Source organism: Microbacterium sp. NPDC086615 (assembly GCF_040686055.1).
GTDB lineage: Bacteria > Actinomycetota > Actinomycetes > Actinomycetales > Microbacteriaceae > Microbacterium.
The window spans coordinates 128455-154811 of sequence record NZ_JBFBJJ010000002.1 but is presented as its reverse complement, the minus strand read 5'-3'; the positions used below and the strand labels follow the sequence as shown (position 1 = coordinate 154811).

17 protein-coding genes and 1 pseudogene are annotated in these 26357 nt (G+C 69.8%); 7 read left to right on the top strand and 11 right to left on the bottom strand.

All coding sequences use genetic code 11. The annotated features are described in order from the left end of the window. The first annotated feature begins 10 nt into the window (after positions 1 to 10). Entirely contained in the window at positions 11 to 1831 is a 1821-nt protein-coding gene (locus AB0O24_RS02980; RefSeq protein ID WP_363372456.1) for a DUF222 domain-containing protein, read from the top strand. A 362-nt stretch (positions 1832 to 2193) separates the two neighbouring features. On the opposite strand, the gene AB0O24_RS02975 is transcribed toward AB0O24_RS02980, so the two are convergent. Genes AB0O24_RS02975 through AB0O24_RS02960 form a run of 4 tightly spaced genes read right to left on the bottom strand, consistent with a single transcriptional unit; the run spans position 2194 to position 8811 of the window. Next, on the bottom strand, positions 2194 to 3327 hold the full coding sequence (locus AB0O24_RS02975) for a Wadjet anti-phage system protein JetD domain-containing protein (RefSeq protein WP_275800145.1): 1134 nt from the start codon (positions 3325 to 3327) through the stop codon (positions 2194 to 2196). Then, the gene (locus AB0O24_RS02970) at positions 3324 to 6665 is read right to left on the bottom strand and encodes an SbcC/MukB-like Walker B domain-containing protein (protein ID WP_307387177.1); all 3342 of its coding nucleotides are present in this window, start codon (positions 6663 to 6665) and stop codon (positions 3324 to 3326) included. Before AB0O24_RS02970 ends, AB0O24_RS02975 begins: the two co-directional genes overlap by 4 nt. A gap of 5 nt (positions 6666 to 6670) precedes the next feature. Next, positions 6671 to 7363 carry a DUF4194 domain-containing protein gene (locus tag AB0O24_RS02965; protein WP_275800147.1) on the bottom strand — a complete coding sequence of 231 codons (693 nt, stop codon included), beginning with the start codon at positions 7361 to 7363 and terminating at the stop codon, positions 6671 to 6673. Then, the gene (locus tag AB0O24_RS02960; RefSeq protein ID WP_275800149.1) at positions 7360 to 8811 is read right to left on the bottom strand and encodes a DUF3375 domain-containing protein; all 1452 of its coding nucleotides are present in this window, start codon (positions 8809 to 8811) and stop codon (positions 7360 to 7362) included. The genes AB0O24_RS02965 and AB0O24_RS02960 overlap by 4 nt, the downstream gene beginning before the upstream one ends. 78 nt (positions 8812 to 8889) lie before the next feature. Between AB0O24_RS02960 and AB0O24_RS02955 the strand changes: the two genes are divergently transcribed. Next, positions 8890 to 9576 (top strand): hypothetical protein, encoded by a 687-nt coding sequence (locus tag AB0O24_RS02955; RefSeq protein WP_363372452.1) that lies wholly within the window; start codon positions 8890 to 8892, stop codon positions 9574 to 9576. Positions 9577 to 9628: 52 nt separating this feature from the next. Here AB0O24_RS02955 and AB0O24_RS02950 read toward each other — a convergent pair whose 3' ends face one another. From AB0O24_RS02950 to AB0O24_RS02930, 5 genes are all read right to left on the bottom strand, one after another. Continuing rightward, positions 9629 to 12979: an SbcC/MukB-like Walker B domain-containing protein gene (locus AB0O24_RS02950; protein ID WP_363372451.1), complete on the bottom strand. Its 3351-nt coding sequence runs from the start codon at positions 12977 to 12979 to the stop codon at positions 9629 to 9631. Beyond that, entirely contained in the window at positions 12976 to 13683 is a 708-nt protein-coding gene (locus tag AB0O24_RS02945) for a DUF4194 domain-containing protein (protein ID WP_363372448.1), read from the bottom strand. The genes AB0O24_RS02950 and AB0O24_RS02945 overlap by 4 nt, the downstream gene beginning before the upstream one ends. Next, complete coding sequence (locus AB0O24_RS02940; protein WP_363372445.1) at positions 13676 to 15151, bottom strand: DUF3375 domain-containing protein; 1476 nt, start codon at positions 15149 to 15151, stop codon at positions 13676 to 13678. The genes AB0O24_RS02945 and AB0O24_RS02940 overlap by 8 nt, the downstream gene beginning before the upstream one ends. 52 nt (positions 15152 to 15203) lie before the next feature. Then, on the bottom strand, positions 15204 to 17180 hold the full coding sequence (locus tag AB0O24_RS02935; RefSeq protein ID WP_363372442.1) for a glycosyltransferase family 39 protein: 1977 nt from the start codon (positions 17178 to 17180) through the stop codon (positions 15204 to 15206). A 99-nt stretch (positions 17181 to 17279) separates the two neighbouring features. Continuing rightward, positions 17280 to 17903: a DUF1028 domain-containing protein gene (locus tag AB0O24_RS02930; protein WP_363372440.1), complete on the bottom strand. Its 624-nt coding sequence runs from the start codon at positions 17901 to 17903 to the stop codon at positions 17280 to 17282. A 160-nt stretch (positions 17904 to 18063) separates the two neighbouring features. Between AB0O24_RS02930 and AB0O24_RS02925 the strand changes: the two genes are divergently transcribed. The 5 genes from AB0O24_RS02925 (at position 18064) to AB0O24_RS02905 (ending at position 23880) form a co-directional block, all read left to right on the top strand. Beyond that, positions 18064 to 19593, top strand: a complete 1530-nt coding sequence (locus tag AB0O24_RS02925; protein WP_363372437.1) for an ABC transporter substrate-binding protein — start codon at positions 18064 to 18066, stop codon at positions 19591 to 19593. Between the two features lie 88 nt (positions 19594 to 19681). Then, the gene (locus AB0O24_RS02920; protein WP_363372435.1) at positions 19682 to 20647 is read left to right on the top strand and encodes an ABC transporter permease; all 966 of its coding nucleotides are present in this window, start codon (positions 19682 to 19684) and stop codon (positions 20645 to 20647) included. Continuing rightward, complete coding sequence (locus AB0O24_RS02915; protein WP_363372432.1) at positions 20644 to 21603, top strand: ABC transporter permease; 960 nt, start codon at positions 20644 to 20646, stop codon at positions 21601 to 21603. The genes AB0O24_RS02920 and AB0O24_RS02915 overlap by 4 nt, the downstream gene beginning before the upstream one ends. Next, a complete protein-coding gene (locus AB0O24_RS02910) occupies positions 21600 to 23225 on the top strand; it encodes an ABC transporter ATP-binding protein (protein ID WP_275800163.1) in 1626 nt (541 codons plus the stop codon). The genes AB0O24_RS02915 and AB0O24_RS02910 overlap by 4 nt, the downstream gene beginning before the upstream one ends. A 61-nt stretch (positions 23226 to 23286) precedes the next feature. Continuing rightward, entirely contained in the window at positions 23287 to 23880 is a 594-nt protein-coding gene (locus tag AB0O24_RS02905; protein WP_275800165.1) for an XRE family transcriptional regulator, read from the top strand. 91 nt (positions 23881 to 23971) lie between these two features. Here AB0O24_RS02905 and AB0O24_RS02900 read toward each other — a convergent pair whose 3' ends face one another. Together AB0O24_RS02900 and AB0O24_RS02895 are read right to left on the bottom strand one after the other, a co-directional pair. Beyond that, positions 23972 to 24508 (bottom strand): hypothetical protein, encoded by a 537-nt coding sequence (locus tag AB0O24_RS02900; protein ID WP_363372428.1) that lies wholly within the window; start codon positions 24506 to 24508, stop codon positions 23972 to 23974. Between the two features lie 219 nt (positions 24509 to 24727). Beyond that, positions 24728 to 26083: pseudogene (locus tag AB0O24_RS02895) on the bottom strand (APC family permease); the annotation flags it as partial. Between the last annotated feature and the right edge of the window lie 274 nt (positions 26084 to 26357).

Genomic DNA, 26357 nt, shown 5'->3' with positions numbered 1-26357 from the left:
GCGTTGCATCATGGACGTCACGGCACCCGCAAACGACCGGCCGAGCTCGGTCGTCTCGCCGTGGGGCGTGCCGTGGCCGAGCGACGACGACCTGCTCGCCGACGCTCACTCCGCGTGGGCGATCGACCGGGGTCTTCTCGACCTGGATCCTTTTTCCGATGTGGTTCCGGCGACGGACTCGGATGACTTCGACGAACGCGGATCTCATGCGGGGCGGGGCGCCCTCAGCCCCGACGCGCTCCTCGACGAGCTGTCGCTCCAGGTCCGCGCACGCCACCGCGCCACGGCGGCCGAGTACGGTCTGATCGCCACGCTCTCGCGAGCGGCGCGGCAAGATCCGGTTCCGTGGGTCGGTCCCGACCCGACGCTCGACCTCGAGTGGAGCGACCCCCGGCGGCGCTCGGTCGCCGCCGTGCGTCGCGACCGGCGCGACATGGCAGAGCGTGCCGTCGTCGCCGAGATCGCGACGCGCCTCCGGTTGTCCGAGCAGACCGTTCGCACGCGAGCGGCCCACGCCGAAATGCTGAAGACCCGGTGCCCCGAGGTGTGGAGCGCCTTTTCAGACGGCCTGCTTTCCGAGCGACACGCGGTTGAGGCGGCCCGGTTGGCGACGTCGCTGCCCGCAGAACCCTGCGACGCGTCGTCGACCGGCGCTGATGTGCAGGTTCCGGATGCCGAGGGCCCGGGCGATCCGTTGCACCAAGGCGACCGTTTCTCCAGCGACGGTGCACCCCCTGGCGGAGATCCTGGTGACGGAGGTGCAGGTGACGGGCTCCTCGAAGGCGTCACGATGCTCCCCGACGAGACCGCGGACGCGGCCGACGGCACCACGTCGACCCCGCCCGAGCATCACGAATCGTGGCGCGCGTTCGACGAGGGCGCTCTCGATCGTGCGCTCCGGCTTCCGCCCGCGCGCTTCACGGCTGCGGCTCGAGCGCTTCGAGAGCGGGTGCACAGCGAGTCGATCGAGGCCCGTCATCGCCGGGCGGCTCGCGATCGCGGGGTGTGGGTGAGCCCCGAGCTCGACGGTATGGCGACCTTGACCGCTCTTCTTCCCGCGGATCGTGCCTACGACGCTCTGACGCGTGTCGACCGTATCGCGCGTCACCTTCGCGTCGCGCCCGACGAAGAGCGCACTCTCGCGCAGCTGCGCGCGGACGCTGTCGCGGATCTGCTCACGGCCGGTGCCCCGACCACGGCGGGTGCCCCGTCTGCCGGTGGTTCTCTGTCCGCCGGTGGTTCTGCGCCTGCCGCGGACGCTCCCACGGTCTCCCGCATCTCGACACCCAGCGCAGTTCGCTCCGCGTCCGTCCACGGCTCACCGACGACGACGTTCCCACCCATCGCGCGCCCGGATCGTCGGCCCGGCGTCGTCGTGACCGTTCCCGCGCTCACGCTGCTCGGCGCGGGCGCCGAGCCCGCGACGCTCGACGGCTACGGCCCGATCGACCTCGACACCGCTCGTCGCCTCGCCGGCGAGGCGAGCTCGTGGGTACGCGTTCTCACCCACCCGCTCACGGGTGCACCGGTCGCGCTCGACCGATCGACGTATCGCGTTCCCACCGCGTTGCGGAGATGGTTGGGCGTCACCTCGCCGACGTGTGTGTTCCCCGGGTGCGGTCGGCCCGCTCGCGACTGCGACCTCGATCACCTGACCGCGTGGAGCGAGGGCGGCGCGACCGACGACGAGAATCTCGCCCCCGAGTGCCGACATCACCATCGTCTGCGGCACGAGTCGCGGTGGGCCCCGTCCCGCGACCCCGACACGGGCGAGATGCGGTGGACGTCTCCGCTGGGTGCCGAGGTCGCCGAAGACCCGCCGCCCTTCTGATGGTCCGATGCGTGCAAGTGGGCCGACGGCATCCCGTAGGACGAGGGCTGGTTCTGAGGTCCTTCGCCTTGCCACCCGGCGGCGAGAGAACAGTAATTCGGACCTTAAATCACCACGTTTGCTCGCCTCGTCGACTCCTCAGCGCGCTGACGTTCCACGCGGCGGTATCACGCCGACGCGTGCCCGGTTGCCGGTCGACATAGAGAACGCCGTCATTCCTCGCTTGTTGATGCGGGAGCGAGCGAGTCAGGCCTCGCCGTCACGCACATGACTGCAGCCATCGGGTGCCTTCCGTCGCCCGAGGGTGGAGCCTCCAGAAAGACGAAGCCAAACCCGTTCGCTCAGGCTCTCCCAAATGCTTGTTACGAACGTGACGGGCCGTTGGTCAGGGCCTCAATGGCGTAGTCCCAGGGGATTCTCTCTTGCTCGAGTCGGACGTTGCCGGCGCTGCTGAGAATGCGTAGTGTCGAGCTCTCGTCGGGGGTAAGGAGCGAGAGAACCGAGACGTTCGGTTCGGCATCGGAACCCCACATGTCCTGGTGAGCCAGCAGGGTGTCGGTGTCCATCAGTATCGACGTCGCTGTCACCCCGTGCGCACGTAGCCGATGCAAAATGGCGAACCCGTGCGAATCGAGGTCACCCCAGTACGTCACCGTGCGAGCCCACGGTAGGTGGGCGACGGGCTCGACACGGTGGCCCCCGCCGTGAAGGACGACCGCGCCGGCGACGGGCGGCATCGCCAGCACCGTCGCCAGGTTCTCGAACACGAAGATCCGTTCGGGCCGGAGATCGAGCTTGGCGAGATCACTGACCGGAGCCGAGACATCGGTGAGTCCGCCAACGGCGAGCGTGGGGTCGAGAACTCTCATGCGCACGAGTGGCTCCGGCTCGTGCAGACCGAGTCCGCTCTCCCCGGTTCCGGAGCGGTGGAGCGCTTCGAGAAGCGATCGGCGCCTCTCGATCCATTTCGTATGAATGCCTCGGATCGGCAGTTCCCGTACGCGTCGTCCGGACACGGGATGCAGGCGCAGCCACGTCACGACATCCGTCAACCGCGCGAAGTCTGCGTCGTCCAGCGAATCGATGTCGCGTGCGTGTGACCTGAGTGTCGAGGCGGACGCGGATCCGACGAGATCACGCAGTACTCCGAGACGCCCGGACAGTCGTGTCCAGTCGCTCTTCCTCCCAGCGAACATCGCGATCGCGCTCGGTCCTTCGACCCGAAGCCGATCAGGAACCGACTGTGAGCCCACGCGCGACCATACGCGCGTGCTCCACGACACGGTGACCGTCGACGACCTCTCGCATTGCCGCCAGTCGTCAACCCAGAGCCGCGCTGAATCGAGATCGGCGAGCGCGGCCCGCTCGGTCGGCGGATGCAACGGCATGTCGAGAACGACGTCGGCGCGCCCGGTCGCTGCCCAGTCGCGCGCGTCACGGTCGTACAGTCGGCGAGCTCGATCGCGGGCACCGGATACCGACACGGGAGAGGTCATGGCCGGTCACCCTCTTCGGCGATGGCCGTCCCGCCCTGGGGGGCCTCGTTGAAGACGACATTCGCCAGGCGTGTGCTGTTGCGTTCCGGATTCGAGACGGCGGTGATCGCCCCGACGTATGGTTCGAGCGTCTGCAGAAGCTTCTGCGGAGTCGCGAGAATCATATGGAAGCCGAACGCGCGGAAAACATTCATCGCATTGCGGGTGTACCGGCTGTCGGCTTTGTCGAAGGCCTCATCGAGAACGATCGAGCCGAATCGCGGAACATCGGACTCGTCGTCCGTGAGCTGATACCGAAGGGCCGCAGCGAGGCAGAAGATGACGAGCTTCTGCCTCTGCCCGCCGGAGAGCCCCTCCGCAGAGTCGTACACACGAACGACGCGACCAGTCGGATCTTTCTCGCGGGCGAGGAAGGAGACGTGCAACCGGGTGTCCAGCACCCGGGCACGCCAGTCGAGGTCCACGCGGTCCTTGGAACCGAGGCGACCGATCACACGCTGCAGAACGGCGAATCGCTCCTCGGCTCCCGTGGTCGACTCGTCGGCCCAGTTGCCCTCGACGACGCGGCGAAGATCGGCGAGGAACTCCTCGACCTCGGGTGTGCGACTCGTTCGCACGTCGATCTCGAGAAAACGGTCGGTTCCCTCGAAGGGAGAGCGTCCGAGGGAGGCATTGACGGGGAGGGTCCGCTCCCGCACGAGTCCCGGCGCATCGCGGAGATCAGCGAGAAGGTGAGCGACGACATCACGGGTTCTCTCGCGGAGCAGACGCCGGAACTCGCCTTCCTTCTCGGGCAGTCCGCGGGCGAGAATCCCTTCCAGAAGTTCCCGGTAGCCGTACCGATCACCGATCTCGGTCGTGAGCTCCGCGGCCGCTGCAGCCCACTTCGCGTGAAACTGGGCCGCCCGCCCGGCGAAGGATGCCGCCGCATCGCTCTCGCGTCGCGTCGCGGCGTCCTTCTCTCGAGCGAGTGCGGTCTGCACAGCGCGGGCGACCTCATCAATCGTGTCCAGCGTGAGCGATCGCCGCGCCGCTCGAAACCGCTCGTCGAGAACGCCGGTTGACTTCTCGTCTACGGGTGGAGGAGACGAGCGTTCGAGATCGGCGAGCTGGCCCTCCAGCCGATCGAGCGCATCGCGCGCGCTGCCCTCGGCGCGGAGCAGCCTTTCGAACTCGGCCGTCGCCGTCTCGAGTCGCGCCGCTTCTCGATCTCGCGTCTCCTGCGCCGCGCTCAGCGAGGACGAGGCCGCCGTCAGGGCGTCGAGCTCCGCCCGGCGAGCAGCCGCGAGCGCGGCAGCTCCCGCGACATCGATGTGTTCCCACGCGTGGCCGCTCACTCGGCGGAAGACCTCGCGTCGAGCGAGAGCGGCCTCACGCGCGGCGTCGGCGCGAGCGTCTGCGGCTGTCGCCGTCTTCATCGCCTCTGTCGCGTCGCGGCGCTGGCTCAGCAGCGCATCGAGCCGTGCCTCGGTGTCTCCGCCGAGCACCCAGCGCGCGGGATCGTCGACGGAGGAGCGATCGTCTTTCTCATACCGACGAGACGAGCGTTTGAGTAGACCGACGATGGTCACACCGAGCTGCACGCCGTCGAGATCGTCGGGGTGGTCGACGCACGCGTAGTCGAAGTCGGTGACGATGCGGCGGAGCACGAAGGTGCGAAACGCGGTGTCAGCGACGACGACTCGGTGGACGAGCGACCTCGGTTCCCGCGGACGGCGGGGTTCCTCGACGGACGGCGGTACGGCTTCGATGACGAGACGCACGCCGAGGTACCTCGTGTTCACCGCTCGTCGCACCTCGGCCAGCCGTTCGTCGCCGACGAGCATCGTGGTCGCAACTGGCGCCAGGGCGCGTTCGATGGCGCCGCGCCAGGCCGCGTGCTCGGGCGCCACTGACACGAGCTCAGCCACGAACGGCAGACTCGACTCGGGCACCCCGAGCGTGTGCGCGAGATATCTGCGCGCGCCGAGAAGCCGGGGGTCGATATTGCTGCGATTCTCGCGGAGTGCGGCGAGCTGGTCGTCGATCCGGGCGAGCGCTTTACGTGCCTCGCTGGCGGCATCCCGAACCTCGTGCGCGACCGCGGGGATGTTGTGATCGGCTTCGCTCGCGGCGACCGAGATCAGTTCGGCGAACTGCCCCGCGTCTTCGGGAACCGGAGCGCCGATCTGCGCGAGGTCGCTTTCGAGGAGCGAACGTTGACGCTCCACGGTTCGTTCGTGGTGAATCGCAGCGTCAAGGCGCATCTGAAGCACCTCGACCCGAGTCCCCCCTTCCTCGCGCACACGTGCGTCAGCGGAAGCCAGGGCATCGGCCGCGAGGTCGCGCTCCCTCTTGGCGTCCCCGAGGGATGCAACGACACGCGCCAGACCCGCGCGCGCGGGTCCCAGAGCCTCGCGAGCAAGCCGGAGCTTGAGCGCGGAGGTGTGCGGTTCGACGGCGTCGAGCAGACCCACCGCGCGGGCGACCTCCGCCGATGCGGAGTCGTACGCGGTGATGGTCTCGTCAATGCGGCGCAGTGCATCCGCCTGTCGGCGAAGATCGACGACGTGCGCGTGCGCTCGATCAAGTTCGACGAACTGTTCGACCGCATTGTCGGCGCGAGCGAATGTCTCTGGCGCATCCAACATGAATCCGCGGAAGAGGGCATCCAGCGTGCCGAGGTTCTTGGCTGACTGGGTCTTGTGGAGAAGGTGCAACGTGGCGTCGCTGCGAAAGCCGAACTGCCGCACGATGCGATCGTGGAAGCGCCCATGCCGCCCACCCGTCGTGATGAGCGCTTCGGGGAACGCTTTCGCCATGCGTCGTGCATCGATTCCTGCTTCGACGTGCGGCTTCAGCGCCATGAGGTCGACATCGTCACGTATGAAGAGTCGAGCGTCTTTGAGAGCCCCCGCTTCAATTCTCGCACCCGGCGCGTGGAACACACGTGCGAGGGTGACAGGGTCGCTGGCGGGGTTCTCGTATCGGAGCAGGATGCCGCTCCAGGTGGCGCGCGGCCGGAGGTAGGTGGTGGTGGCGCGATCCGCGCTGTCGTGTGCTTCCTTCGTCCACGCTCCGCGAACGTAGCTCATGAGACTGCGGTCGCTCAGACGAGAGTTCCCGTCTTGGGCGGCAGCGTTCAGCCGGAGCCATTTGTCGGGGGTGAGCACGGTGGCAATGGCATCCAGCAACGACGACTTTCCCGATCCTGACGCGCCGGTGAAGAGATGTCCTCGGCGCGCGACGTCGATCGTGACGAATCCGCGAAGGGTGCCCCAGTTGACGAGTTCGACGCGTGACAAGCGCCATTGATCGGTCGGTTCCGTATCTTCGGCTATCTCGTCGGGGAAGGTCATCGTCGTCACTCGTCTGTCTCCTCAGCCTCATCGACAGCGTCGCCGGACTCGATGTCGTCCCGGTCGGGTTGGCTGATGGTTGAGCCGTCTTCGTCCGCGATCCGTTGGTACTCTGCCGTGATGGCGCGAACCTGATCGGCATCGACGATCAGTCGGAGCACCGGTGAGATCTCGGCTCGGTCGGTGCCGACCGGATGCAGCACGCGCAGCTTGTTCTGCATCTTGTGCCACGACGAGTTGAGTCGGCTGAGGAAGTCTTTCTCGTCCCGGTCGGGTGTGCGATACACCGTCAACTGTTCGAAGATCTCGCTCTGCCCGACGATGACTCGTCCTCGGCCCTCTTCGCTCAGCAGCGTTTGTCGGAGTATCAGCAGCATCGCCGTGTCGAGAAAGGTGAGCCGCTCCGACCGGACGGCCTTCGGAGCGTCTTCGGCGGGTGCGTTGCGCACGAAGGCGAACTCGTTGTCGCGGTCGATGACGAGTTCGAGGAACAGTTCGGCAACGCGAGAACGCAACACGCTCTCATCGCTGAGAAGGACGGACCAGAGCTGCGGTTCTCGGGCGCCGGAGAGGTACGGGCCGCGGATCAGCCGAAGGAGCACCCGCCGGGTGCGCTCGGGCAACTCACCGGGGTCGCCTGGCCACACCTCCACGGACGGCGCCGTCTCGGCGGCGTCCTCGATGTCCGTTGTGCTCATACGAGCCTCCCTGTGAATCGATGCGTCGCGACGACGGCTGTGCGGTCCACTCCGTCGAGGCCGCGCCACGTGAGCGCCTCATAGGTCTTGTCGACGGTTCCCTGCTCGGCGGCGAGAGAAAGGAGGCCGACCACGCTCCCGACGCCTTGCGAGGCGGGAAAGCGCGCGAGAACCTGGGCGACGGTGCAGGAATCGCTCTCTGCCAGCACGTCGTTGACGTGACGTGTCAGCTCGTCGAAGTCGATCTCGGTCTCGCGGGCGAGCGCGCGCAACTCCTCGAGGTCGGCGATCTCGGCCGAGTGGTGCTCGATGACGTCGATGGCAGTGAACTCGGCCGGATCGTGAAGATCGACGGTCGCGGCGCTCGACAGCGTGACGGCCGACAGATCGAGGTGCAAGCGCGTGTGATGCCACGGCTTGATCCCAGCGGACGCGGCGACGCCGGCGTGCATCGCCTCTCGAAGCATCCCTCGCAGCACGCGGTCGCGCTGGTAGTCCTGTGACTGGACGTATCGTCTGAGCGCACGAGCGAACAGCGTGATGACGTCGTGGATCTCGGCGCTACGCGCTTTCAGCGTCGTGAGGAAAGTGCGAAGGGTGTGCCGCTCGTCGCGGGTGAGCTGTTGCGCGAAGTCGCGCTCCAGGACGCGGCGGATGTCGGATTCGAACGCGGCGCTCAACGCGGGGTCGAGCACGAGACGCGAGAAGGCGGCGAAACTGCGCCCGGCGTCGGAGTCGGCAATGTGGTCGATGCCGAGAAAGACCTCGTCGATCACGGCCGCCTGTGAACCGTCGGATTCGACGACCCGTGCCCGAAGAGATGTGTTGAGCGTCTCGAACTCAGTGCGCACACGGGCGAAGTCGTCGGGCACGTCGGCCGCCTGCGCCAACAGGTCGCGGGTGCGCTCGAGCGCACGGTCGGTATCGAGGGTGCTGTCGTCGCCGGAGCGCAGGGCGGCGATGCGCCGGTCGATCGCGTCCTTCTCATCTTCGAGCAGCGAAATACGTGCAGCCGCGTCGGGATCGGTGTCGATGGCAAGACGGCGAACTTGCGCGGCGATGCTCGCCAGCCGTGACTCCGTTGCGGCGGATCGGGGAGCAGCGCGTCCCTGAAGGAAGCGCACCGCCGCAATGGCATCGGGTGACAGCTCGAGGGTCTCGCCGCGCGCATCGACTGCGGGGCGACGAAGGAGAAAACCGGCGGCTCGCCACTGCGCGCAATACCCCTGTCCGCTGAGCGGCAGGCTCAGGCCGTGCATACGCAGCTGTTCGAGATCGTCGTCGAGCCGCTCGTAGAGCTCTTCGGCGTCGACCCGGCGCGTCTGTCCTCCGAGATGGGTGCCGAGCAGGCCGGCGATCACGGGCGCGAGGTCGGCGCGGATGAGTTGCCACGCCACGTCGCGCTTCATCAATGGCGCGAGCTCGAGGGTTGAGACGACGGCGGACATGAGGACATTCTTCATCAGACCGCCGACATGGCTCTTCCCACGAGGTTGCCCTCGAGAGCAACTGGCTACCCTTTCCCTATGAGCTTCGAGCGCGACACCCAGCGCGCGGCACATCCTTCCGGCCATTCCCGCCCCGCCCGCACCGGGGCCATCGGACCCGACCAGCTCCCGGGCCGCACCCGGCTGCTCATCACCCTCCTCGTGGTCTTCATCGGCATCCCGGCCGCACTGTTCGCGTGGATCGGCGGCGTCTTCCTCGTCGACGCGTGGGGGTTCGAGATGTCGTCGACCCAGGTGCTGGCGTGGATCCTCGCCGCGATCACCGGCGTCATCGTGTGGCCCCTTGCCCTTCGACGGCTCCGGCGCGAGCTGTGGAGCCGTCAGGGCGGGGGTGCTTCCCCCGCGCCGACGGCTGGGGAGGCGGTCGTCCGTTCCGTGATCGTCGTCGTCGGCGCCATCGGCATCATCGCCCTGAGCGGCCCCCTCGATATCGTGAGCGCCGTCGCATCGGCCGGAGCGAGCGTCGCAATCGGTCCGCGCGAGAACGGGCTTCTTCTCCAGCTCATCGCGACGGTCGTGATCCTCGCGCTTGCGGCCCCCGCGTTCATCGTCACCCAGCGAGCGCTTCGGAGTTTGCCCGCGGACGACCCGCGCCGTCTCGAAATGCAGGAACGCCAGAACTGGCACTTCGCGGCCGCGACGGCGTGGGCGGTCTCGCTGCTCGTGGGGTATCTGCTCTCGCTGGCGACGCTCATGACGATGTGAGCACGCCGGCAGACCCGCGTTCTCGGCCGCGACCGCAGGCCCGGCCCGAGCGTCACGCGTCCGCCGCGACCCCCACCTTCGCCTTCGCCCACGACCGCCCCCGCGTGTCCTTGAGGATGTCGTACTCGACGTCCACGTGCGGCTCGATCGCGCTGTACTTGTCGTTGGGCGCGCCGATGACGAGCTGGAACCCGAGGCCCCGCCACGCGCCGATCGCGCGCTTGGTGAAGTGGGCGTCGGCCTTGATGAGCGCTTCGTCGAGGAACACCGGGGCATACCGCGGGCGCTCGGCCCCGGCATCCCCGAGCTGGTACCGCAGGGCCGCGCCGACGATGAACGCGATGAGCTCCTGCGACTCCCCACCGGACTTCTCGCCGATGTGGTCGTACAGGGCGACGTGCTCGCCCGTGTCGGCGCGGAAGCGTTCGGCGCTCACCCGCACGTGGTTCCGCACGTCGACGAGGTCGGCGAAATCGGGAGCCGTGGGCCGGATGCGGTTGATCAGTCGCGCCATCCGCCCGTACACGGCCTCACGCTCCTCGTCCGATGACGCGGCGTCGATCGCGGCCCGCACGTCGCGCAGCTCGCGACGGAACCGGCGACGGACTTCCGACTGGTTCTCGCGCGGCACGATCTGCAGCCGGTGCTCGTCGTCGTAGAACGGCAGGTCCTGCATGATGTCGTTGATCGGGGCGATGCGTTCGCGGATCTCGCGCAGGGCGCGCGTCAGCGCCGAATCGAGGTTCGTCAGGTCGTTGCCCGACAGGCGCAGCAGCGAATCCCGCCACTCCGCCTCGAGCTCGTGCAGGCCGCTCGCCTCGAGATCGGCGAGGATCCGCTCGAAATCGCCGAGCGACTCGTCGGGATCGGCGAGCAGGTTGGGACTCGGCCACCGGTCGGTGAACGCGGTGAGAGTGCGTCGGAGGCTCTCGCGCTGATCCGCGAGGGTCTCCTGCGAGGTGTGCTGTTCTTCGAGGAGACGCTTCGACGCGGACTCCAGTGCGGCGTCGAAGCGCGCGAGCAGTTGCGACGGCGAGGCGTCACCCGACGGCGCGACGAAAAGCCCGTCAAGGTACGCGGCTTCGTCCACCGACAACACCATCTCGGCGTCCTCGGCCCGTTCCAGACGCTCGTTCGCGCTGTCCACATCGTCGGTGATCTCGGCCCATCGCGCCGCGAGCGCCTGCTGCTCGGTCTTGGCCCCGCCGATCTCCTCCCGCAGCCGCGCGACGCGGGCTCTCGCGCCCGAGATCTGCTCCTGCAGCTCGGCGATGCGCGGGTTTCCGGCGGTGATCTCGACGATCGTCTCGTTCCAGCGTTCCAGATCGCGCTCGACGGATGCCACGTCCACCTGGTCCCACGACAGGTCCGCGATCTTTTCGAGAGCGCTCCGCCGCTCGTCGAACGCATCGAGCGCCGCGGCGGCTTCGTCGACCGCGGCCTTCGCCGTCGCGAGGTCGCGACGCACGGCGACGATCTGCTCGCCCAGCTCGGTGAGGCGCACGCGGCTCGAGAACCCGAGGATGCTGTGGCGAGAAGACCCACCGTGAGCCCCGCGCGCGCCCTGGCTCGTCTGCCCCGAGATCGTCAACGCCATGCGATGCCCGGTGAGCTCGGAGGCGCTGTCCACGCACACGAATGCGAACTGCTGTTCGAGTCGGTCCTGCAGCCAGCCCGTGAAGGGCGAGCGGCGGTACTCCAGGCGCCCGGGGAGCGTCGCGGGGTCGAGACCCGTGCGCTCGGGCATCCCGGTCGACACGCCCTCGAACCGCAGACGCTCCGAGAGGCGCACGCCGTCGATCGCGGCGCGGAAGGATGCCAGGTGCTCGGCATCCACGAGAAGGGTCGTCGCGAAACCGCCGAGGGCCAGCGTGAACGCCCCGCGCCACGGCTCGAACTCGGTGCGGACGTCGACGAGCTCGGCGACGAAGGGCAGTTCGGCCGCGGTGAGACCCGCCGCCTCCGCGAGCGCCTCGCGCGCCTCGTGCAGTCGCGGGGGGATGTTGTCGTCGCGGGTCTGCGTGCGCCGGTGGTCGGCCTCGATGGTCGAGAGCTGCTGGCGCAGGTCGGTGTGCCGGCTGCTCGCGGCGACGAACGCGTCGCGCACAGCGCTCTTCGCATCCGCGTCTCCGAGGGTGCGGCGCGCTTCGTCGACGAGGGCGGTGAACTGCTTCTCGGTCGTGACCTCGACCGACAGCACGGCGAGCGCTGCCTCGAACCGCTCGCGATCGCGCTGCATCCCGGCGAGGCGTCGCTCGAGTCCCCGGAGCTCGCGCTGCGCGACGTCCAGTCGGTCGCCGCCTGCGGCACGGAGCACGTCGCCGAGTCCCTCGCGCTCGGCCTCGGCCGCGTCGGCCAGCGCCTGCCGCTCGCGGACGAGGGCGTCGGTCGCGTGCGTGCGCTCGCGCAGTTCGTCTTCGACCGCGCCGAGCAGGTCGACCCGACGCTGCGCCCGCCACAGCGACGCGCGCGACTCGGGGTCGCTGAACCTCCCGAGCGCCTCGATGAGCCGCAACCGCTCCGCCGCCTCGTCGATGCGAGTCTTCATCCCGCGGATCGGCTGCAGCGCGCGCACCTGCTGGCGTGCCTCGAGCATGCGGGTGCGCGTCGACTCGAGTCCGTCGAAGTGCGACACGACCGCCTCGGCGACCGCGAGGGTCTCGGGCTCTTCGAGTACCATGCGCTTGTACAGGTCGTCGACGGTGGTGATCTGCTGCCCCGCCTGAATACGCGCGAGCAGGCTCATCGCCTTCGTCCCCGCGCCGGCCGCGCCGATCCCGAGCACGGCGTGCAACCGCGCCGAGAACTCGCGGTCGGTCGCGAGGGTGTCGAGTCCCGTCGCCCGCACCGCGGCATCCGACAGGTGGCTCTGCGCCGCTCGCTCGAGCTGACGCAGGTCGAAAGCGCCGTGCACGGTCGCGCGCACCTTCACGGCGTCGTCGAGCGTCCGCGCCGCCGCCGGGATGTACCACGCGCGAACCGCCGTGAACCGGGCGCCGTCGTGGTCGGCCCACGTCATCGCGATCGCGGTCCACGTGTCGACGCCGTCACCGCGCAGCACCCGCACCTTCGTGCCCTCGTCGGTGCGCGACTCGTCGAGCTTGCCCCGCCCGTACGACAGGATGTTGCGCTGTTCCTGCCCGCGCGGACGCCCCACGACCGCGCCGTTGGAGGCGCCGTTGAAGGGGGTCGTGTGCGGCATCATCAGCGCGACGTACGCGTCCATGAGCGTCGACTTGCCCGACCCCGACCCGCCGCACAGCAGCGTCGCGGTCGGCGCGAAGCGCACCCGGTGCGTGCCGTCGTAGCCGCCCCAGTTGATCAGCTGCAGGTCTTCGGCGACCCACTGCTGACCGCGGGACGCAGCCGGGATGAGTCCGAAGAGGGTCTCGAGCATGGTCACAGTGAGTCTCCTTCGGAAGCCCCGGATGCCACGACCTCGCGCTCGCGCACCGCCGGTGCCTCGGCATCCTGAGTTTGCTCGTCGAGCCAGCGCTGAAGCTCCCGCAAGACCTCTGCGCTCAGCACCACCTCAATAAGAGATCCGATGCGGTAGCGCCCCTCGGACTCCTCCTCGATGATCCCCTCGCGATCCAGGCGCGCGATCGCCGTGCGCACCGCGCGCTGCTGGCTCGCGCGGGTGCCGTCGGTCTCGCTGAAGTACGTGAGCACGGTCTGTTCGACCTCTTCGACATCGACGCGGGCGGATGCCGTGCCCGCGGTCGTCTCGCGCTGGAACACCGTCCGCAGGTACACGAGCACGAGCGTCTCGGCGCGCGAGTAGGCCTCGTCCTTCAGCAGGATCGGCACGTCGACCTCGTCGCTGCGCACCTGCTCCTTGTACGCCACGCCGCGCGCGTGGTCGACGACCAGCCGCACGAACAGGTCGTTCAGGCGCGACTCGATCATCTGCTGGTGCTCGAGCAGCAGCTTCCACTCGGTGGGCGAGCTCTCGGCGAGCAGGAACCGGCGCTGCAGGATCCGCACGAGCACGCGCCGCACGTCGGCGTCGAGTGTGCCCCGGTCGCCGGCGAAGAGCGCGTCGGGGTCGTTCTCCATCGCCACGGGGGCGATGAAGGCGGGGGTGTCGTCGGGGGCCTCAGTCATCGAGAGTGCTTTCCGTGAGATGTGCTGCTCGGACCGCCCCGAACGCGAAACGCCGGGTCGTTCCGTCGGGGCGCACGGCCTCGACGATCGAGACGTCGTCGGTCTCGGTCAGACCACGGCGGTGCACGATCTCGAGCAGACCCACGAGGTCGACGGGGCGCCGGGTCTCGGCATCCGCTCCCTCGAAGGCGTCGGCGAGGTCGAAGCCGTCGCCCAGGCGCGCGACGTACTCCTCGAGCTCGGCGTAGTGCGGCCCGCCCCACGCACGCGTGTCGGCGTCGACGAACTCGACATCGGGGGTCTCGGATGCCAGGGGCTCGGGCGCCCCGGGAGGCCGGACGTCGCTGATCGACTGGCGCAGATGCCCGACGTCGGCGAGCGGGAGGGTCCGGACCGGCTCGACGCGGCCGGGGGAGCGGGTCTGGCTCCAGCGGTGCAGCCCCGCCATCACGCCGCGCAGCAGGTCGTCGACCTGGCGGTCGCGGATCGGGTCGTGGGTGCGCACCTGGGCGGTGATGACGTGCGAGGCGCGCCGTTGCGCCGTGAGCACCTCCTGCACACCCGCTTCGACGCGGCGGGCGATGGCATCCAGTTCTCCGCGCTGTTCCGGGGTCATGAGCCGCGAGAAGGGCTGCGCGAGCACGGCGTGGAGCTGGTCGGTCAGGTCGTCGATGTTCTCGGGGTCGCCGATCAGGCGGAGCGCGCCCTGGAACGCGCGGCCCTCGGGGGTCGCCTGCATCACCTGCCGGCCGCGTTCCAGGTACTCCCGCAGCACCTCACCCGTCGGGCGCACGTCGCGGCGGAGTTCGGCGACGACGTCGCGCTGCATCGCGGCGATCGACTCCGCGACGCGCGAGAAGTCCGCGGGGAGCTCGCGCGCGAGGTGGATGACGTTCTCGGCTTCTTCGAGCAGATGGTCGTCGTCGAGCGGTTCGACGATGCCCTCGTCGAGGGCGGCGATCTCGGCATCCAGGGCCGCCCGCTCTTCGAGCAGGGCTTCGCGGCGGCGAGCGGGATCGCTCTCGGCGTCGCGCGCGAGCCGCTCGACCGCGTCGAGCAGGGTGCGCACGCGCGAGCGCGACACCCGCGCCCGGCCGCCGCCCGCGCGCCCGGCGATCTCGAGCGCCCCGACCGCGTGCGCCGAGAGGCGGTAGACCTCGACGTCGTCCTCGATCTGCAGCCCCAGCCACCCCACGCGCACCCACCCGCGACAGATGTCGCGCGCCGACCCGGCGGGGATGCGGCGGTCGTCGTCGGTGTCGTATCCCGCGGCGCGCAACTCGTCGATGGCCTCGGCGACCTCGACGTGCGCGTCGGCGACGGCGACGGCCGGACGATCGGGGGTGAAGACGACCGACAGGACGGCGACGACGAACGGCGCGAAACGCCCGTGCAAGAGGTCGAGCGTCGGGTTCTTGAACGCCGTCACCGAGCGCAGGTACGCGGCTTCGGTGCGGGTGGTGGTCACTGAGGGGAGTCTACCGGCGCGGAGACTCGGGACCGATCCCGCCCGCGAGGGCTCACGTCGCCCCGCCCCCGCAGGAATACAGCGCGACGCTCCCCGGCTTGCTCGACCCGTGCGCGGTGTCTCCCGCCTTGCCCGGGTCGCCCAGCTGCCACGCCTTGACCTCGTGGCATCCGGGCTCCGTCGCCACCTCGCGGACCGGATCCGTCTTCGACGCCCCCGACGACACGGCGAACAGGTGGACGCGCCCCGACCGCTCCATCGACTGGAGAGCGGATGCCGTGAACACGGGCACGCGACCGGAGTATCCGCCGTCGGTCAGAACGCTGGCACCCGTGGCGTCGATGATCTGCGCCGACACGGACCAGCTGTCGCTCACGAGGAGCGGCGCGCCGTCGGCGCCGCCGCCGTCCGCGCGCGCGGCGGCAGCGAGCTGCGCCACCCCCGACGAGATCTGCGGGGTGCCGCCCCAGAACGCCGGCGGTGAGATCGCGAACGGCTCCGTGGCGTGCGCGGAGCGCGGGGCGATCCCGACGTACGCGTCGCCGCCGCTCCCGTCGCGGTTCGCATCGAGCACCTGCAGGCTCGCCGCGACCGGGGCGCAGAGCAGAGCCAGGGCGAGGACGGCGGGAAGCGCGCGCGCGAGCGCCGGACGGGTGCGACGCGGCCACGCGCCGATCATGCCCAGCACCACGCCGGCGACGAGGACGACGCCCGCGCCCGTCGCGAAGGCCTCGGGGAGCTGCGCCTCGCGGGCCAGCACGCTCCACCAGGCGCCCTGTGCGACGAGGAGCGCGGGAAGCACCAGTCGATCCCGGCGCCGCGGCGAGCGGAGCAGGCGGCCGCCCTCGCTCCACGCCATCGCGGTCAGCAGCACGAGCGGCACGCCGAGGGCCGCGACGTAGGCGGTGTGCGGCACCTTCGTGGCCGACAGGACCACCGCCGAGGTGGTCAGCCACAGACCCGCGACGACGGCCAGCGCGAAGCGCGCTCGATCCCCGGGGCGCGCGCGCCGCGGCCAGAATCGCCAGAGAGCGAGAGCCAGACCGACCAGGGCCGCGGGATACAGCCAGCCGATCTGCGTCACCAGCGGCATCTCGAGCAGCTTCGTGGGAGACGATCCCCCGTCGGCGGCGCCCGCGTGCGCGCTGACCGCGCGACCGAGCGCGCTGAGACCCTCGCCGAGCCCGCCCCCGGTCGGGCCGCCGACCGAGCCCGGCACGGCACCCGGAACGAAGCGGTCGAGGCCGTTATAGCCGAAGACCATCGCGAAGACGTCGTTGTCGGTCGAGCCGTCGATGTAGGGGCGTGCTCCGGCCGGGGTGAGGGCGATCGCGGCGATCCACGCGATCGACGCCACCACGCTCGCCCCGACCAGCGCCGCGGCGCGGGCCAGTCCCCGCCGGATCGCGGGCGTCGCGATGACGGTCCCCACCGCGAGGGCGGGGAGCACGAACCAGGCCGACATCATCTTGGCCTGGAACCCCACCCCGATGAAGACCGCCGCCATCACGAGCGGCCACCACCGCGCGGTGAGCATCGCGCGCTGCCACCACACCAGGGCCACCGCGAGCGCCATCGTGAGCAGGCCGTCCTCCATCGGGTGGCCGAACATCGACACGAAGATCGGCGTCGACGCGGCCGCGAGAGCGGCGACGAGTCCCGCTCCCGTCCCTCCCCCGCGCAGGCCCACCACCGCGCAGGCCATCACGGTGACCAGACCCTCGATCACCTGCGGCAGCGCGACGGCCGAGGTCGACATGCCGAAGAGGTGGATCGCGATGGCCTGGGGGACGGCGAAGCCCGCGAGCTTGTCGAGGGTGACCGTCCCGGCCGGGTCGAAAGCGCCGAACAGCAGGGCGCGCCACGACTCCGACATCGATCGGGCCGCGGCCTCGTAGAAGGCGAAGTCGCCGCCGCGGGCGAGGTTCCAGGTCATCAACAGGGCACTGCCGGCGAGGATCGCGGCCAGCACGCCCTTCGCCCAGAGGGGTTCGCGCCACCAGCGCGCGAGCGGGAGGGGTTCGGTCACGCCCCACAGCATCGCCCCGCGTATCCGTGCCGTCATAGCAGCGGGCTATGAGCTCGCCGTGATGTGCGGGTGGAGATGTCCAGGTCCGCGTGATCCCGCTCAGCGGGCAGCGCTCGGAATTTCGACGGGGATCATCGACAGGGTCCGCAGCCGCGCCAGCTCGGCGAGCGGTTCGTCGTGGTCGTCGACGCGGAGGTCGAGGACGGTGTCCTCGGGCGATGCGATCAGGAGCGCGCAGCTCTGCCGGCCGCGCGCGTCGCCACCGGCGGCCTCCCCGGCCCGGAGCACCTCGATCAGTCGGTCCGCGAAGTCGCCCTCACCACGGACCCAGGCATCGTTCATCGCCTCGAGCACCTCGGGTCCGGTCAGCAGGTTGCCGACGAACACGGCATCCGTCGCCGTCGCCTGCCCCGCCCAGGCCGTGATCGACTCACCCGAGCGAGCCGCCCCGGGCGCGTCCCACGCGAGAGCCGCGACCTGTCGGAGGGCGTGCCCGTCATCCCAGGAGGGGACGGATGCCACGGCTTCGGCGGCCGTGCGCCCCTCGCTCATCGCGGTCAGCAGGCGCCCCCGCAGCGAGCGGTTGGTCCACGCCTGACTGGCCGCGACGCCGACGGCGGGATCCACGGCGATCACCGACGCCCCCACGGCGAGGGAGCGACTGGCCGTCGCGGCACCGATCAGGCCGCGACGGGTGTCACGGGCGAGGACGGTGAAGGTCATGGGCGCTCCCGGGGGTCGACGAAGGGCGGGCGGTCGGGTCGGAGCGGCTTTGTGACGATCGTGTTTCGAGGCCGCCCCGGGCTTGTGCCCGCCCCCATGCTTGCACATACTGATCGAAACATCATCTAAATGATGACCCGCCCACCCGATTGGCAATCACATGACATCGCGCACCACTCTCGGCATCGCCGGCGCGCTCGCCGCGGTCCTCGCCCTCGCCGGTTGTTCCGCGGGCCAGAGCGTCGACCTCGGCGACTCCGGTTCCGCATCCGGTCAGACCCTCGTCGCCGCGATCGGTGGCGAGCCCGACCAGCTCGACCCCCAGAAGACGACGTCGTACTTCGCGTTCGAGGTGCTCGAGAACGTCTACGACACGCTCGTCCAGCCCGACGCCAACCTCGAGATGCAGCCCGCGCTCGCCGAGAGCTGGGAGACCAGCGACGACCAGCTCACCTGGACGTTCACCCTGCGCGACGGCGTGAAGTTCCAGGACGGCTCGGACCTCACCAGCGAAGACGTCGTGTACTCGTACCGCCGCATCATCGACGAGAAGCTCGCCAACGCGTGGAAGTTCTCGACCGTCAGCGACGTCAGCGCCCCCGACGACAAGACGGTCGTGATCACCGTCTCGCAGCCCACCCCGAACCTGCTGTCGAACCTCGGCGGCTTCAAGGGAATGGCGATCGTCGAGAAGAGCAACGTCGAATCCGGCGACATCACCACCAAGCCCGTCGGAACCGGACCGTTCTCGGTCAGCGACTACGTCGCCGGCGACCACATCATCCTGAAGGCCAACCCCGACTACTGGGGCGGCGCGCCGAAGCTCGGGGGAGTGGAGTACCGCTTCATCTCCGAGCCCGCCACGGCCCTGGCATCGCTGAAGGCCGGCGACATCGACTGTACCGACGTCGTGCCCCCGCAGCAGGTCGAGCAGCTCTCGAGCGACAGCTCTGTCACCCTCGGTCAGACGCCGTCGAGCGACTACTGGTACCTCGCGCTCAACGAGGCCAAGGCCCCGTGGAACGACGTCCGAGTGCGCCAGGCGATCGCGTATGCGATCGACCGGGATGCCATCGTCCAGGCCGTCAGCTACGGCACCGCCGAGAAGAACCAGCTCGCCATCCCGAAGCAGAGCTTCTGGTACACCGAGTACGACCAGTACTCCACCGACGTCGACAAAGCGAAGGCGCTGATGGCGGAGGCCGGCTTCACCGGGGGCACCCTCGACCTGCTCGCCACCAGCGACTACCCCGAGACGGTCACGGCCGCGCAGATCATCGCCGCGAACCTCGAGCCGCTCGGCATCCAGGTCTCGATCCGCCAGCCCGACTTCTCGACCTGGCTCGACGAGCAGAACTCCGGCAACTTCGACATGCTCATGATGGGCTGGCTCGGCAACATCGACCCCGACGACTTCTACTACTCGCAGCACCACACCGACGGTGCCAGCAACGCCCAGAAGTTCTCGGACCCCGAGGTCGACAAGCTGCTCGACGCGGGCCGCGTCGAGACCGACAAGGACAAGCGCAAGGACCTCTACGCGCAGGCCGCGACGATCATCGCCGACAAGGCCAGCTACATCTACCTCTACAACCCCTCGGTGACGCAGCTGTGGTCGCCGAAGGTGTCGGGGTACGAGACCCGCGCCGACCGGGCGATCCGCTTCGCCGGCACGAGCATCGACAAGTGATGCGCGCCGCGGGGGTGCCGGATGCCGGTGCCCCCGCGGTCACGCCCCAGACCGCCGTCGCCGCCCGGCGCCGAGCAAGGAGGTTTTCATGAGGGTCGCCCCCGCCCAGCTGGTGCGCTTCCTCGGCGCACGTCTGCTCTCGTCGGCCATCGTGCTGCTCGGCGTCCTCATCGTCGTTTTCGCGCTCGTGCACCTCGTTCCCGGCGACCCCGTGCGTCTCGCCCTCGGCACCCGCTACACGCCCGAGGCGTACGAGGCGCTGCGCGCCGCCTCGGGGTTGGATCGTTCGCTCCCCGAGCAGTTCTTCTCCTATCTCGCGCACGCCGTCACGGGCGACCTCGGTGTGAGCTTCCGCAACGGGCAGCCCGTGACGACGACGCTCCTGCAGCGCCTCCCGGCGACGATCTCCCTCGCGCTCGTCGGACTCGTCGTCGCCCTGATCATCTCGATCCCGGCGGGGATCTACTCCGCGCTCCGCGAGGGACGGGTGAGCGACGTCATCGTGCGCCTCAGCAGCCAGTTCGGCGTCTCGATCCCCGACTTCTGGCTCGGGATGCTGCTCATCTCGCTGTTCTCCGTCACGCTGGGCCTGCTCCCCGCCAGCGGCTACGTGGCTTTCGCGGACGACCCGGCCGGGTGGCTCCGGCAGGTGACCCTGCCGGGCGTCACCGTCGGCCTCGTCGCGGGCGCCATCATGACGCGCTACATCCGCGCGGCCGTGATCGACGTCGCCTCCTCGGGCTACATCCGCACCGCGGTCTCGAAGGGACTCCCGCGTCGGGTCGTCGTCTCGCGCCACATCGTGCGCGGGGCCCTCGTCCCGGTGCTCACCATCGCCGGCATCCAGCTCGCGACCATCCTCGGCGGCGTCATCGTGGTCGAGGTCGTCTTCGCGTGGCCCGGTCTCGGCCGGCTCGTGTACGACGCCGTCGCCGCGCGCGACTACCCGCTCATCCAGGGCGCGGTGCTCCTCGTGGCCGTCATGTTCATCGTCGTCAACCTGATCGTGGACGTGCTCTACGCCGTCGTCGACCCGAGGATCCGAGCCGCATGAGTGTCACCGAACCCCCCGTCGCCCCCGCCGTCGGGCGCCCGCGCGTCCGCTCGTGGCGCCTTCTGGCATCCAATCCGCTCACCGTGGCCGCCGCGGTCGTGCTGACCGTCGTGGTCGCGGCGTCCGTGCTCGCCCCGTGGATCGCGCCGTACGGCGTCAACCAGATCGACGTGGCGAACGCCCTGACCCCGCCGAGCGCCGCCCACTGGTTCGGCACCGACGAGCTCGGCCGCGACGTCTTCTCGCGCGTGCTGCTCGCGGGGTCCACCTCGCTCACGATCGCGGCGATCGCGGTGGTCATCGCTCTCGTGCTCGGTCTCGCGCTCGGTGTCGTGGCCGGTTACGCCGGCGGCTGGGTCGACGCGACCCTCATGCGCGTGGTCGACGTGATGTTCGCCTTCCCGGTGCTGCTCCTGGCCCTCGCGATCATCGCGATCTTCGAGCCGGGCATGCTCACGACGACCATCGCGATCGGTGTCGTCTACACGCCGATCTTCGCGCGCGTCGCCCGCGCGAGCACGCTGTCGTTGCGGACCTCGCCGTTCGTCCAGGTGTCGCGCACGATGGGCACCCCGGCTCCCGTCATCCTCGTCCGCCATGTGCTGCCGAACATCGGCGGGCCGATCGTGGTGCAGACCTCGCTCTCCCTGGCGTTCGCGATCCTGTCCGAGGCCGCCCTGTCGTTCCTCGGGCTCGGCATCCAGCCGCCGGCGCCGTCGTGGGGAGGGATGCTGTTCACCGCGCAGGGCTTCCTCTCGCAGGCGTGGTGGATGAGCGTGTTCCCGGGTGCGGCGATCTTCGTGACGGCCCTGGCCTTCAACCTGCTCGGCGACGGGCTGCGCGACGGCCTCGACCCGCGCCAGCGCACGATCATCGAGGCGCGCCACGGGGAGCGGCGGCGCAGGAAACTCGCTCTCGCCGACCCGGCCCCGACCACTCAGGAGATCCCGCGATGACCGTTCTGAATGTGCGTGATCTGCGGGTCGCGATCGGCGAGAACCCCATCGTCCGGGGACTCGACTTCTCCGTCGAGCGCGAGCAGACGCTCGGCATCGTGGGGGAGTCCGGCTCGGGCAAGTCCATGACCGTCCTCGCCGCGACCGGTCTCATCGACGCCCCGGGGCGCCGCGTGTCCGGCTCGAGCATTTTGCGGACGAGTCCGGATGCCGCCGGCGTCGAGCTCGTCGGAGCGACCGACCGCACGCTCCGGTCGGTGCACGGCGACGCCGTCGGCTTCGTCTTCCAAGACCCCTCGACGTCGTTGAACCCTTTCCTCACCGCGGGGCGGCAGATCGCGGAGTCCCTCGAGGCGCATCGCGGACTCACCCGCCGGGCCGCGCACACCCGGGCGATCTCGCTGCTCGAGGCCGTCGGCATCCCGGATCCGGCGTCGCGGGTGGAGGCGTATCCCCACCAGTTCTCGGGCGGGCAGCGCCAGCGCGTCATGATCGCGATCGCGCTCGCGTGCGACCCCGCCCTGCTGGTCGCCGACGAGCCCACGACGGCTCTCGACGTGACCACGCAGGCGCAGATCATCGACCTCGTGCAGCAGTTGCAGCGCGATCGCGGCACCGCGGTCGTGTGGATCAGCCACGACCTCGGGGTGATCGGGCAGGTCGCCGACGACGTGATCGTGCTGCGCCACGGCGAGGCCGTCGAGCAGCGCCCCCTCGCCGACGTGTACGCCGATCCGCAGCACGCCTACACGCGAGAGCTGCTCGCGGCACGACCCCGCGTGGTCGCCGGTGCGGGACCCGCGCCCGAGCCCTCGGCGCGGCCGCTCCTCGCCGTCGAGAATCTCGACGTGCGCTTCGCGGTGCAGACCCCCGCGGGCCGCCGCACGGTTCACGCGGTCGACGACGTCTCGTTCACCGTGCGCCGCGGGACGACCCTCGCGCTCGTGGGCGAGTCGGGCTCGGGCAAGTCGACGATCGCGAACGCGCTCACCGGACTCGTCGCCCCCCACGCGGGGACGGCGACCCTGGCGGATGCCACCGGCGAGGGCGTGCGCGACGCGCTGCGCGCCCCGCGTCGCGAGCGTCGGCGCATCGCGATGGTCTTCCAGGACCCCTTCGCCTCGATCGATCCGCGTCGCACGATCGCCGACGCGATCGCGGAACCCCTGCGCGTGCATCGCCTCGGCGGAGGGACGGCCGCGTCGCGCTCCGCGCGCGTGCGAGAGCTGCTCGAGCTCGTCGACCTCGATCCCGCCTTCGCGGCGCGCTTCCCGCACGAGCTGTCCGGCGGGCAGCGTCAGCGCGTGTCCATCGCGCGCGCTCTCGCGCTCGAGCCCGAGCTGGTCATCCTCGACGAGGCGACGGCATCCCTCGATGTGTCGGTGCAGGCGCGCGTGCTCGCGCTCCTGCGGCGGCTGCAGGTCGAGCAGGGGCTGACGTATCTCTTCATCGCGCACGACCTCGCGATCGTGCAGCAGATGAGTCACGACGTCGTGGTGCTGCGCGGCGGCCGGGTCGTCGAAGCGGCGCCCGCGCCCGAGCTGTTCGCGCACCCCCGTGAGGAGTACACGCGCGCGCTCCTCGCCGCGGTGCCGCCGGACGGCCCGAGGGCGCACGCGTGACGCGCGGGAGACCCGAGGGTACGGCGCCGATCAGCCCTGATCTCGATACGCTGACACGGTCATGACCAGAGCCACGGATGCCGATGAGCAGCGCACCGTCGAGACCCTCGGGGCCGCGGTGCGAGATGCCCGCAAGCGCCTCGGCCTGAGCGTTCAGGCTCTGTCCGAGAAGGCCGGCGTGAGCTTCGGCCTGGTCAGCCAGCTCGAGCGCGGACTCGGCAACCCCTCGCTGCAGTCGCTTCAACGGCTCGCCGGAGCTCTCGGCATCCCGGTCGCCCAGCTTCTCGACGAACCGGCCGTGCCGCTGGCTGTGGTCACCCGCGCGAAGCGGCACGTCATGCCGGTCGCCGTCGACGCCCCCGCCTCGCAGCGCGCCGTCCGCGAGCTCCTGACGCCCCGCGGGGAGTCGATGCTGCAGCTGATCCGCTCGACGCTTCCCGTCGGGTTCTCGAACGAGGCGAGTCCGTTCCGTCACATCGGCACCGAGACCGTCACGGTCGAGTCCGGCGTGCTCGTGGTCTGCCAAGCCGATCGCCGGGTCGAACTCCACGCGGGCGACACCGTCACCTACGGCTGCTCCGAACCGCACTGGTGGGCGAACGGCCACGACGCCGAGACCGTGGTGCTGGGCGCGGTCACCCCGTTCGAGCGGTGAGCGCGGGCGCCGGCTCTCGCGCGTGAATCTCCTGAGATATCGTGCGCGCTGCCCTCTCCACGGGCTCCGGCGCCCGGCTCAGGCACAGAACTCAGGAGTTCGGCCCGCAGGTAGGAGCCCGGAACGCGAAGCGATCGTCCGGCGACAGCACGTGCTCGTCGTCACAGCGGTACCCCCGCAGCCACGGCACGCCGTCGATGACGCGCAGGTAGAAGCCCTTGGGGTACTCGTGGTCGGCGCGCAGCACGGGGGAGGCGACGTTCACGGAACCCGTCGGTGCGCGCCCGGTGCTCAGGATGCTGTCGGGAGCGCTCGCCTGATCGAGCGTGGCCAGGCGCAGGTACGGCGCGGTGACCGGCGGGCAGAGCCCGAGACCGTGCCGGGCGGCGGCGTCGAAGACGCGAAGCAGGGTCGCGCCGTCGAGAAATCCGAGGTCGGCCACGGATCTCTCGACCACCGTCACGGTCTCGTGCGCGGCGTCGTCGAAGACGGCATCCGCGAGGAGGGTTTTCGCAAAGGGATTGCGATGGATGCCGTGGGCATCGAGTCGCTCGATCAAAGCGTCACGGCTGAGCCCGCCGACGTCGATGGTCCACATGGTCCGTTCGGAGCCGTCGATCACGCGCATCGATGCAGACTACCCGCGGACGCAGGCAGACCCCGCGAGCGCGGGTCCCTCGCTCCCGTCCCGCGCTCCGGAGTCGTCTCTCGTGTCGACCGTGCTGCGGCGCGCACCGCGCCTCAGGCGGGCGGGATGTCCGGAGCGCGGAACAGCGTCGGCCGCGACACCCCGTGTGAGGGATGCCGCGGCCGACGCGGTTGCCAGCGTGGTTGTCAGGCCCTGGCTTCAGATCTCCGAACGCGGACCGGGAAGCGTCTTGTTGACCCCGGTGACCGGCTGGTTCTCGTCGAACGAGGCGATCGGACGACGGAAGCCGCGCGTGAGGATCACGAGGTACACGACGCCGAGAGCGGTCCAGATGAGACCGCCGATGAGGGCATGCATGTCCAGGTTCACCCACAGCAGGGCCGTCAGCAGCAGACCGATACCGGGCATCACGATGTAGCGGATGACGTCGCCCGGCGTCTTGTGGAGACCCTTGCGGATGGCGAACCACGCGATGACCGAGATGTTCACGAACGAGAACGCGACCAGGGCGCCGTAGTTGATGTACGCCGCGATCTGCTCGAGGGTAAACGCGATCGCCAGCAGGCTCACGACGCCCACGATGACGATCGAGACCGTCGGGGTGTGCGTCTTGGGGTTGATGAACCCGAAGATCCGGCGGGGGAGCACGTTGTTGCGGCCCATCACCATGAGCATGCGCGAGACCGACGCGTGCGAGGCCAGCCACGACGCGAGCGTCGCGGCGAACCCGGCCGCGGTGAGCACGGCCTGCAGCACGGGCCCACCGACCTGCACGCCGATCTCGGGCAGGGTGCTGTCCTCGATCGCCTCCTGCGGGAAAGCGGTCGAGTCGGGGAAGCGCAGCTGGGTGAAGTACGCCGCGACGAGGAAGATGACGCCACCCGCGATGAGCGTGAGCAGGATCGCGCGGGGCATGATCCTCGGCGTCTTCGCCTCCTCCGAATACATCGACACCGCGTCGAACCCGATGAACGAGAAGCAGACGACGGTCGCTCCGGCCAGGACTGCGCCGAACTGCACCTCGCTGTGGGCGAAGGGGGCGAGCGACACCGCGGTGCCGGCTCCCGCGCCGCCGACGAGCTGCACGAACACCATGACCACGAAGACCGTCATCACGAGGATCGAGAACACCAGCAGGATCATGTTGACGTTCGAGGTGCCGCGCATCGTGAGGTAGATGACGCCGGTCACGCCGGCGGTGAACACGACGACCCAGATCCAGCCCGGGACGTCGGGGAACAGCGCCTCCATGTAACTGCGCAGGATCAGCGCGTTCACCATGGGCAGCAGCATGTAGTCGATGAGCGCGGTCCAGCCGACGACGAAGCCGACGCCGGGGTGGATCGACTCGCGCGCATAGGTGTACGCGGACCCCGCACTGGGGATGACGCGGACCATCTTGCCGTAGCTGATCGCGGTGAACACGAGCACGACGAGCGCGACGGCGTACGCGGCGGGCACGACGTTGTTCGTCTTCTCGGCGACGAGACCGAAGGTGTCGAAGACGACAGTCGGGGTCATGTAGCCCAGGCCCAGGCCGACGATCGACCAGAGACCGAGGGTGCGGGCGAGCTTCGCGCCCGAGTTCGCGGGTGCCGTGGCGGCACCGAGATGATCGTTCGTGGCTCCTCCAAGAGGGTGCGGGTCATGACGCGGTCGTGACCGGAGATGGTGTCGGGTACAGCATCGGGAGCACCGCTCGGGGTGGGAGCGGGAGTGTCGGCGGGGTGGTGCCGGGAGAGCGTGGGGTCGGTGTCGTGATCGGGTGCGGCGGGGTGCTGCCGCGGGAGCGGGTGGGATGCCGACAGGGGTGGCGTCGGCATCCCTG

Coding starts and splice junctions, on each gene's coding strand:
- AB0O24_RS02900 (WP_363372428.1), bottom strand. CDS start 24,508: ATGCGCGTGATCGACGGCTCCGAACGGACCATGTGGACCATCGACGTC.
- AB0O24_RS02980 (WP_363372456.1), top strand. CDS start 11: ATGGACGTCACGGCACCCGCAAACGACCGGCCGAGCTCGGTCGTCTCG.
- AB0O24_RS02975 (WP_275800145.1), bottom strand. CDS start 3,327: ATGACCTCTCCCGTGTCGGTATCCGGTGCCCGCGATCGAGCTCGCCGA.
- AB0O24_RS02970 (WP_307387177.1), bottom strand. CDS start 6,665: ATGACCTTCCCCGACGAGATAGCCGAAGATACGGAACCGACCGATCAA.
- AB0O24_RS02955 (WP_363372452.1), top strand. CDS start 8,890: ATGAGCTTCGAGCGCGACACCCAGCGCGCGGCACATCCTTCCGGCCAT.
- AB0O24_RS02920 (WP_363372435.1), top strand. CDS start 19,682: ATGAGGGTCGCCCCCGCCCAGCTGGTGCGCTTCCTCGGCGCACGTCTG.
- AB0O24_RS02960 (WP_275800149.1), bottom strand. CDS start 8,811: ATGTCCGCCGTCGTCTCAACCCTCGAGCTCGCGCCATTGATGAAGCGC.
- AB0O24_RS02910 (WP_275800163.1), top strand. CDS start 21,600: ATGACCGTTCTGAATGTGCGTGATCTGCGGGTCGCGATCGGCGAGAAC.
- AB0O24_RS02965 (WP_275800147.1), bottom strand. CDS start 7,363: ATGAGCACAACGGACATCGAGGACGCCGCCGAGACGGCGCCGTCCGTG.
- AB0O24_RS02905 (WP_275800165.1), top strand. CDS start 23,287: ATGACCAGAGCCACGGATGCCGATGAGCAGCGCACCGTCGAGACCCTC.
- AB0O24_RS02925 (WP_363372437.1), top strand. CDS start 18,064: ATGACATCGCGCACCACTCTCGGCATCGCCGGCGCGCTCGCCGCGGTC.
- AB0O24_RS02915 (WP_363372432.1), top strand. CDS start 20,644: ATGAGTGTCACCGAACCCCCCGTCGCCCCCGCCGTCGGGCGCCCGCGC.
- AB0O24_RS02930 (WP_363372440.1), bottom strand. CDS start 17,903: ATGACCTTCACCGTCCTCGCCCGTGACACCCGTCGCGGCCTGATCGGT.
- AB0O24_RS02945 (WP_363372448.1), bottom strand. CDS start 13,683: ATGACTGAGGCCCCCGACGACACCCCCGCCTTCATCGCCCCCGTGGCG.